This window comes from Gemmobacter sp. (assembly GCF_016792925.1).
Classification (GTDB): Bacteria; Pseudomonadota; Alphaproteobacteria; order Rhodobacterales; family Rhodobacteraceae; genus Gemmobacter.
In genome coordinates this window covers 1-7,590 of record NZ_JAEULU010000144.1, presented here as the reverse complement: position 1 = coordinate 7,590, position 7,590 = coordinate 1, and the positions used below count along the sequence as shown (strand labels likewise).

Genomic DNA, 7,590 nt, shown 5'->3' with positions numbered 1-7,590 from the left:
CGGCACTTCGCCGTCAAAGAAGATCTGACGCGCGCGCTCGTCGGTATTGGCATCGCGAAACACCCCCGAGCCCGAGATCGAGGCCGAGCGCACGCCCGCCCCGGCCAGCAGCTCGCGCCAGCCGCCGGCGCTTTCCAGGCTGGTGACATCCACCGCCTCGGCGTTGAAGCTGATGCGCGAGGCGCGCAGCCCCGCGATGGTCTCGAATTGCAGGCTGCCGTTGACGTCGATCTTCACCAGCAAGTCCTTGCCGCTTTGCACAGCCATGGCATTCTCCGATTTTGACAGTGAGAAACCGGGTTATCCGCAGAAAATCCGGCCATTATGTTCGATTTGTGCAAGCCGATTCCGGCTCAATCCTCCACCCGCGCGGCAAAGCGCAGGTCGATGCGCCGGGCGGCGCCTTCCTCCAGACGGCGGGCCTGCGCCTTCTCGAAGCCCAGCGAGACCAGCCGCCCGCGCGTCAGCACCAGCGCCGCATCCACCAGCGCATCCGAGATCAGCACGGCGGTCTGCTTGGCCTGCAAGAACCCCGTCGCATCCGAGATCACGCTGACCGTGAAGCGATGCAGGGCGCCCGCGCCGCTGCCATCGCTGGCATCCAGCGCCTCCTCCGGCCCCAGCAGCACGAAAGTGCCGGGCGCCGTGCCCGCGGGCAGCGCGTCATGCACCGGCACCCCCGGCACCTGCGCCACCAACCGTTGATACACCGCCGCCTGAAGGGCGGCTGCCACGCCATAGCTCATGCCGGAACCTCCTCACGGGCAAAACAGGTCAGAAACTGGCCCGCGCGCCCGGCCTCGGTCACCGCCACAATGGCGAAGACCCGGGCCCCCTCGCGGAAGCGCTGCCCCGGCAGGGGCCGCGACGGCGCCCCCTGCGGCGCGCCGCGCACCGTGATGCGATAGGGCACGGCGGCCAGGGTGACCTCCTCGCCCGCCACATCGCGCCCCGCGCCGGGCGTCACCTCGGCCCAAAGCGTGCCCAGCGCCTGCCAGACCGAGGTATAGCCGCCCGCGCCATCGGCGGTCTGCACCCGCCCCTCCAGCACCAGAGGCCGCGTCAGATGCGGAGCGCCGCTCATGCCGCACCCCCGCCCAGCACGCGCACATTGCGCCAGCTCTCGATCAGCACCTGCACCGAGAGGGGCAAGCCGCCCTGCATCCCGGCCTCGTGCCGGGTCTCGTAGAATTGCGCCGCCAGCAGCAGCACCGCCTGCGCCAGATCGCCCGGCACCGAAGACCAGCCCGGCCCGAACCCTGCGGTGAACACGATCTCCACCTGGCCCTCCACCGGCACCGAGGGCAACAGCATCCCCACCCCCACCAGCCTGGGGCGGTGGCGATCCGCCTGCACGCGGTAACGCGCCGGGGCCACCACCTGCGAGGCGCCCCCCGCCTCGACCAGCGTCACACTGGCCACCGCGCTCACCGGCGCCAGCGGCAGGGCCTGCGCCGCCGCATCGCGCCAATCCGCCAGCACCAGCTTGAACTGCCGCGCCAGCAGCGCCTTGCCGATCCGCGCCTCGATGGCGGCGATCGCCGCGCGCAGATGGCTTTCCACCAGCCCATCCTGCACGGCCTCATCGGCAAAGCCGGTGCCCAGCCGCAGATGGTCCTTCAAAATCTGGACCGGAAGCGCCGCCACCGGCACCGTGGTCTGCTCGATCAACATCATGGTCCTGCTCCGATGAAACCCAATTCCCCCCCGTCAGAGAGGCCCCCGTCAAAGAGGCACGGACGCGCGCCGCCCAACGCCACTCGGACGGAGGGGGAGCAGCTAGAAGGCGCGGGCAGAGGCGCGCGTCCGTGAGGGCCGGAGGCTCGCGCGCCCCGGCCCATGCCTTACCGGCTTACGACACCGCCACTTTCAGCAGCTTGATCGCCGCGTAATCGGTGATGTCGCCGCCCACGCGCTTGGAGGCATAGAACAGCACATGCGGCTTGGCCGAGAAGGGGTCGCGCAGCACGCGCAGATCGGGGCGTTCCGCGATGGTGTAGCCGTTCACGAAATCGCCAAAGGCGATCGGGAAGGTGTTGGTGCCCACATCCGGCATGTCCTCGCAGATCAGCACCGGATAGCCCAGCAGGCGCGGCGGCTCGCCCGCTTGCAGGCTGTCCCCCCACATGAAGCGGCCATCGGCATCCTTCATCTTGCGCACGGCACCGGCGGTTTTCGAGTTCATCACGAAAGACGCATTGGCGCGGTAATCGGCGCCCAGCGCATAGACCAGGTTCACGATGCAATCGCTGGCATTGGTGGTGGCGAAATCGGCGGCCGCGCCGGTCGGCACATAGCCAAGGCTGCCCCAGGTCCAGCTGGCATTCGCCACCTTGGTGGGCAGCAGGATGCCCTTGGGCTTGTCCACCCCGTCGCCATTCACAAAGGCCGCCGATTCCGCGCGGATGAAGCGCGTGGCGATCTTGCCCGCCAGCCAGCCTTCCACGTCAAAGGCGCTGTCATCCAGCAGGCGCTGGCTGGCCTTCGGCATCGCCGACAGCTCGTGCAGCTTGATCGAGATGCGCTCCACCGACGGGGTCGAGGTCTCGGTCTGGTTGGCGGCCTCGGTCGCCCAGCCCGACCCCACCTCGGTGCGGTCGATCAGCACGTCGAAGGACGGGCCATCCACCTGCACCACATTGGCAATCGCCCGCAGGCTGGACGTCGAAACCAGCATCGAGCGGATGCTGTCCGAGGTGCGCGGGTCGACCAGATAGCCGCCATCCGCCGCCACGGCGGTGGACATGGCCTTGCCCTCCAGCACCAGCCCGCGCAGCGCATCATCATCGCCGGTGCGGATATAGGCGTCAAAGGCCTTCACATGGGGCACCTCGATCTCGGCATGGGCCGAAAGCGCGGGGCGGCCATAGGTCTGGGATTTGGCATTCAGCATGGTCAGTCTCTCGTCCTGTTGTTGCAGTGCAGATTTCACTTCGGCCTGAAAGGCCCCGAACTCGGCCAGAAAGCCCAGCATCGCGGATTTCACCTCCGCCTCCGGCATCCGGGCATGGCTTTGGGCCTCGCTGCGGGCCTCGCTACGGGCATGCGGCATGGCGCCACCGGCCCGAGACTTGCTCTCGGTCATTGTCTTCCCCCAATGGTTCGCAGTGAGTGGCGGTCAGCGACCGGCCAGATTGCGGCGCGCATCCTCAAAGATCTGCGCCAGACTGCGCCAGGTATCGGCCTCAAGCGTCTCGCCCTTGCCCGTCACCCGCGCTTCGGGAAGCATGGGAAAGGTGACCAGCGACACCTCCCACAGCTCCAGCTCGGTCAGCAGGCGTTGCCCCTTCCCGTCGCGTTCCGATTTCACGGTGCGATAGCCGATCGACAGCCCGTCAATCGCGCCTGCCGCCAGCAGGGCCACCGCCTCGCGCCCCTTCTCCACATCGCCCAGGATGCGCCCCTTGACCCACAGGCCGGTGGCATCCTCGCGCACTTCATCCCAGACGCCGATGGGCTGGGTCGGGTCATGCTGCCACAGCATCTTGACCCGCCGCCCCGCCGCTGCCAGCCGCGCGAGCGAGGCGCCATAGGCCCCGCCCATCACCACGTCATTGCCCTGATCGCGCTTGCCAAAGAGGCTGGCATAGCCCTCGATCACATGGCCCTCCGTCACGGTCAGCCCGCTGCCCGCCTCGGGGGCCAGCGCCACGAACTTCTGTTCCGGCGCGCCGAATGTGCTGTAATATCCCATGGGTACCCCCGGTTTCTACTTGATCGCCGCCTTCAGCAGCGCCTCGGCCCCCTGCGCCAGCAGAAAGGCCGCCACGCCGTAAACCCCCAGCCAAAGCCGCTTCTCCAGCCGCTCCAGCGTGCCCTCGATCTGTCCAAGGCGGTATTCCAGCGCGTTCCAGCGTTCCTCCGCCACCCGCTCATTCGCCTCGATCCGGGCATGGGCGGCCTCGAAACTCTCATAGACAAAGCGCGAGCCGCCCGCCGCGCCCGTCCGCGCCTCGCGGCTCATTCGCCCTCCGTCAGCGGCGGCAGGCCCAGAAGCGCCCGCTTCTCCGCATCGCTGAGGAACGAGGCCGCGCCCACCCGCGCCCATTGCTGGTCGCGCTCCACCGCCAGCGCCGGCACCTGATCCAGATCGGGCTTCAGCTCCGCCGCCTCGCCGGTAAAGCCTTCCAGCCAATGCGACACCGCCGCCGTGACCTTGGCCACCAAAGGCAGCACCGTCAGCCGATAGAAGGCGCGGTTGGCCTCCTGATAATTGGCATAGGTGGCATCGCCCGGAATGCCGATCAGCATCGGCGGCACGCCAAAGGCAATGCAGATCTCCCGCGCCGCCGCCAGCTTCGTCTCATGAAACTCCATGTCAGAGGGCGAGAAGCCCATGGGTTTCCAGTCGAGGCCCCCCTCCAGCAACATCGGCCGCCCCGCATTGCGCGCGCCCTGATGATTGGCCTCCAGCTCGCCCACCAGCCGGTCATACTGGTCATTGGACAGCGAGCCCGCGCCCTCCGGCCCCTTGTAGACAATCGCCCCCGAGGGCCGGGCGGCATTGTCCAGCAGCGCCTTGCTCCAGGCACTCGCGCTCGAATGCACATCCACGGCCACCGCCGCCGCCTGCATGGGCGACAACCCGTAATGGTCATCCTGCGGGTGATAGAAGCGCACATGACAGATGGGTGCCAAAGGCCCCGTCATGTCAAAGCGATGCTTGCGCGCCCCCACGGTGTAATCATAGGCCACCGGCCAGCCATCGGCGCCCGGCACAAGGCTCATGCGGTCGCTGCGCAACACATGCAGCTCGCCGGGCACGCGCCCTTCACCGGGCACCGCCTCCAGATAGCCATTGCCCGACAGCAAAAGCTGCACATAAAGCGCCTCGAACAGATCGGCCCGCCCCTGCACCGGGTTCGGGCGCCGCACCAGATCCAGCACCGGATGCTGATCATAGCGCCGCTCGCTATCCTGCAAGACCAAGGGCAAGGCCGCCGCCGCTTCGGCAATCAGCTTCACCACCCGAAACCCGATCGGATTGCCCTGAAAGGCGTTTTTCGTCAGGCTCACCCCGTCGCGCGGGCTCCACACGACCCGGCCCGAACTGCCAAAGGCCATCACCCGCCCCGTCGCCGAGGCCTTCTGTTCCGGCACCGCCCTTTCGGCGCGCCGCAGGAAATCGAACACCATCCCGTTCTCCTTGCACTTCGCATCCCATCGGGCAAACCGCCCCCATCATGGCAAAGCCGCAAAGCCCCGCCATCCGCTCTCTCACCTGTCTGTCCAGAAGGGCCACCCGCCTTTCAGCTTCACCTTGGCCCAAATATCCCCGCGCGGAGCGCATCCCAGGCCAACCCCAAGGGCCCAACGCCCCCAGCTTCAACCTGACCCAAATATCCCCCGCCCGGAGGGCACCCTAGCCCCAAGCGCCCAACGCCCGAAGCTTCATCTTGGCCCAAATATCCACTGCCCCGCCTACAACAACCGCACCGCTGGCCGCATCGCGTGCTGCCCCGGCTCGATCATCAGCGCATGCAGCGCCCAGACCAGCGCATCCACCCGGTCGGGCGAACCCTTGCCTTCATAGCCCCGCGCCGTCATCCGGCACATCTGATCCTCCAGCCGCGCCAGATGCCGCAAATGGCTGACCCGCCCCTGCTCATAGAGCGCGGCCACCGGCTCGGCCCGCGCGGCCTTGCCCTTGCTCGCGCGCACCGCCTTGTAACTCACCAGCGGGTCCACCTGCCGGATCACCGCCTGCACCAGATCGCCGCCTTGGTTCACCTCCGCCACCAGCCGCTCGGCCCCGTGGCGCTCCATCGCCGCAATCGCCGCCCGCGCCCACTGGTCGGGCGAGGCGCCCTGCACGCTCGCATCCTCGAGGACAAAGGCCCGCCAATCCTGCACCGGCCCCTCCGTCACCGCGCCCACGACCACGATGCCGCATTCATCCGAGCCGCCATGCCCGGTGACCGGCGGGTCCACCGCCACAACCACCCGGCTCAGGCGCGGCAAAGCCTCCACCCGGCTGCGCTCGATCATCGCGCTGGTCCACAGCGCCCCCTCGGCATCCTCCAGCAGCGCGCCTTCCAGCTCCTGCAAGCCCAGCCGCGTGCCGCCATAGCGCGCCTTCACCTCCTCCAGGAACGAGGCCGCCAGATAGGCCCGGTTCGCATCCGTCGGCGCATGGGTCACCACGCTGGAGGGGTTGTTCAGAATGGCCTTCAACACCGCCACATTCTTTGGCGTCGTCGTCACCACCTGCTGCGGGTTCGACCCCAGACGCAGCGCGAATTGCAGCTGGTCCCAGGTCTCTTCCGCCCGCTTCCACTTTGCCAGCTCATCGACCCAGGCCGCGTCAAACTGGGGCCCGCGCAGGCTCTCCGGCTCATGGGCCGAAAACACCTGCGCCACCGCGCCATTCGGCCAGACAAGGCGCTTCCGCGTCGCCTCCCAGACCGGGCGGCGATCCGGCGGCGAGCAGGCCAGAATCCCGCTCTCGCCAAACACCATCACCTCGCGCACCTGATCCACCGTCTCGCCCACCAGCGCCAGCCGCGAGGCCCGGCCGGGGTCAGAGGGCCGCGCGCCTTCCACCTGCGCGCGCACCCATTCCGCCCCGGCCCGCGTCTTGCCCGCGCCGCGACCGCCCATGATGACCCAGGTTTTCCAGGCCCCCTCGGGCGGAAGCTGATGCGGCAGCGCCCAGAACTCGAACAGCCAGGGCAGCGCCAGCAGCGCCTCGTCGCCCAGGCCGTTCAGAAACTCATCCACCGTGTCCTGCGTCGCGGAGGCGAGCCAGGCGGCGCCCGATCTCAGCCCGGGCTGCGGCGAAATCCAGTTCGCCGCCGCTTCCTGCGACCCCGGCAACCTGTTTGCGGAGTTTGTCAACGCGCGTCCTTTCATCCATCACCATCTGGAAGGCGGCGCGCAGATCCTTGACCGCCTGCATGGCAGCCTTGGCCTCGCCCAGCTCGCCCTGGCGCACCTTTTCGGTGGCCGCTGCCAGCTCCATCGCCGCATCCCGATACATTTTTTCGGTTGCCCTCAGCAAAGCCTCAGGCCCAAGCTCTCGCCCCGTATCCCCGTCGGAGTAGTTCACACTCATTCGCTGCTGCCCGCCTCTCATGCCGTTCCCCGCACGAGTAAACAGCACGAGACGACAGCCCCGGGTGCCCCCCGGCTCTCTCGCTCGTTCTGTCTTCTAGCATGTGACCCTTTTAGACGAAGGTTTCGGAAAAGTCAAATAATATTGTATTTTCAATATCTTAACGGAAGGAACGCTGAAGGGCGGAAAGACGCAACACCCCAATTGGCCGAGGCCATCGCCGAGGTCATGTTGAAACGGAGGCCACGTTTGGGCCGGTGGCCCAAAGCCACCGGGTGAGCCGCCCGCCCTGCCGAGGGCGGGTGCTTCACACCCGCTGGGCGGGCGCAGGCTTGTCGGTCGTTGGTGGAAACGGTCTTGCTTCACCGCACCCACAGGGCCGGGGAAACGCGCTGCGTTTCCTGATCCCGGCCCCCATTGGCCGAGGCCATCGCCGAGGTCACGCGGCACCGTCTCCGCGTTTGGGCCGGTGGCCCAAAGCCACCGGCCAGCGCCCGCCCTCCGGGCGGCGGGCGCTTTGCGCCCACCGGGCGGGC

At 67.9% G+C, this 7,590-nt stretch carries 10 protein-coding genes; all 10 read right to left on the bottom strand.

The window, feature by feature from the left end; translation table 11 throughout:
- Window positions 1–267, bottom strand: a 267-nt coding sequence (locus JNN06_RS07165) for a phage major tail protein, TP901-1 family (protein WP_291238911.1), incomplete at its 3' end; no start/stop codon positions are given.
- Window positions 268–353: 86 nt separating this feature from the next.
- Entirely contained in the window at window positions 354–746 is a 393-nt protein-coding gene (locus JNN06_RS07160; RefSeq protein WP_291238910.1) for a DUF3168 domain-containing protein, read from the bottom strand.
- Window positions 743–1,084, bottom strand: a complete 342-nt coding sequence (locus tag JNN06_RS07155) for a head-tail adaptor protein (protein ID WP_291238909.1) — start codon at window positions 1,082–1,084, stop codon at window positions 743–745. Before JNN06_RS07155 ends, JNN06_RS07160 begins: the two co-directional genes overlap by 4 nt.
- Complete coding sequence (locus JNN06_RS07150; RefSeq protein ID WP_291238908.1) at window positions 1,081–1,677, bottom strand: hypothetical protein; 597 nt, start codon at window positions 1,675–1,677, stop codon at window positions 1,081–1,083. The genes JNN06_RS07155 and JNN06_RS07150 overlap by 4 nt, the downstream gene beginning before the upstream one ends.
- 175 nt (window positions 1,678–1,852) lie before the next feature.
- Window positions 1,853–3,001 carry a phage major capsid protein gene (locus JNN06_RS07145; protein ID WP_291238912.1) on the bottom strand — a complete coding sequence of 383 codons (1,149 nt, stop codon included), beginning with the start codon at window positions 2,999–3,001 and terminating at the stop codon, window positions 1,853–1,855.
- A gap of 117 nt (window positions 3,002–3,118) precedes the next feature.
- Complete coding sequence (locus JNN06_RS07140; RefSeq protein ID WP_291238907.1) at window positions 3,119–3,694, bottom strand: HK97 family phage prohead protease; 576 nt, start codon at window positions 3,692–3,694, stop codon at window positions 3,119–3,121.
- 15 nt (window positions 3,695–3,709) lie between these two features.
- The gene (locus JNN06_RS07135) at window positions 3,710–3,964 is read right to left on the bottom strand and encodes a hypothetical protein (protein WP_291238906.1); all 255 of its coding nucleotides are present in this window, start codon (window positions 3,962–3,964) and stop codon (window positions 3,710–3,712) included.
- The gene (locus JNN06_RS07130; protein ID WP_291238905.1) at window positions 3,961–5,136 is read right to left on the bottom strand and encodes a phage portal protein; all 1,176 of its coding nucleotides are present in this window, start codon (window positions 5,134–5,136) and stop codon (window positions 3,961–3,963) included. Before JNN06_RS07130 ends, JNN06_RS07135 begins: the two co-directional genes overlap by 4 nt.
- Before the next feature lie 285 nt (window positions 5,137–5,421).
- On the bottom strand, window positions 5,422–6,720 hold the full coding sequence (locus JNN06_RS07125) for a terminase family protein (protein ID WP_291238904.1): 1,299 nt from the start codon (window positions 6,718–6,720) through the stop codon (window positions 5,422–5,424).
- Window positions 6,713–6,979 (bottom strand): hypothetical protein, encoded by a 267-nt coding sequence (locus JNN06_RS07120; RefSeq protein WP_291238903.1) that lies wholly within the window; start codon window positions 6,977–6,979, stop codon window positions 6,713–6,715. Before JNN06_RS07120 ends, JNN06_RS07125 begins: the two co-directional genes overlap by 8 nt.
- Window positions 6,980–7,590 lie beyond the last annotated feature (611 nt).

Coding starts and splice junctions, on each gene's coding strand:
- JNN06_RS07145 (WP_291238912.1), bottom strand. CDS start 3,001: ATGCCGGAGGCGGAGGTGAAATCCGCGATGCTGGGCTTTCTGGCCGAG.
- JNN06_RS07120 (WP_291238903.1), bottom strand. CDS start 6,979: ATGTATCGGGATGCGGCGATGGAGCTGGCAGCGGCCACCGAAAAGGTG.
- JNN06_RS07135 (WP_291238906.1), bottom strand. CDS start 3,964: ATGAGCCGCGAGGCGCGGACGGGCGCGGCGGGCGGCTCGCGCTTTGTC.
- JNN06_RS07140 (WP_291238907.1), bottom strand. CDS start 3,694: ATGGGATATTACAGCACATTCGGCGCGCCGGAACAGAAGTTCGTGGCG.
- JNN06_RS07150 (WP_291238908.1), bottom strand. CDS start 1,677: ATGATGTTGATCGAGCAGACCACGGTGCCGGTGGCGGCGCTTCCGGTC.
- JNN06_RS07160 (WP_291238910.1), bottom strand. CDS start 746: ATGAGCTATGGCGTGGCAGCCGCCCTTCAGGCGGCGGTGTATCAACGG.
- JNN06_RS07155 (WP_291238909.1), bottom strand. CDS start 1,084: ATGAGCGGCGCTCCGCATCTGACGCGGCCTCTGGTGCTGGAGGGGCGG.
- JNN06_RS07130 (WP_291238905.1), bottom strand. CDS start 5,136: ATGGTGTTCGATTTCCTGCGGCGCGCCGAAAGGGCGGTGCCGGAACAG.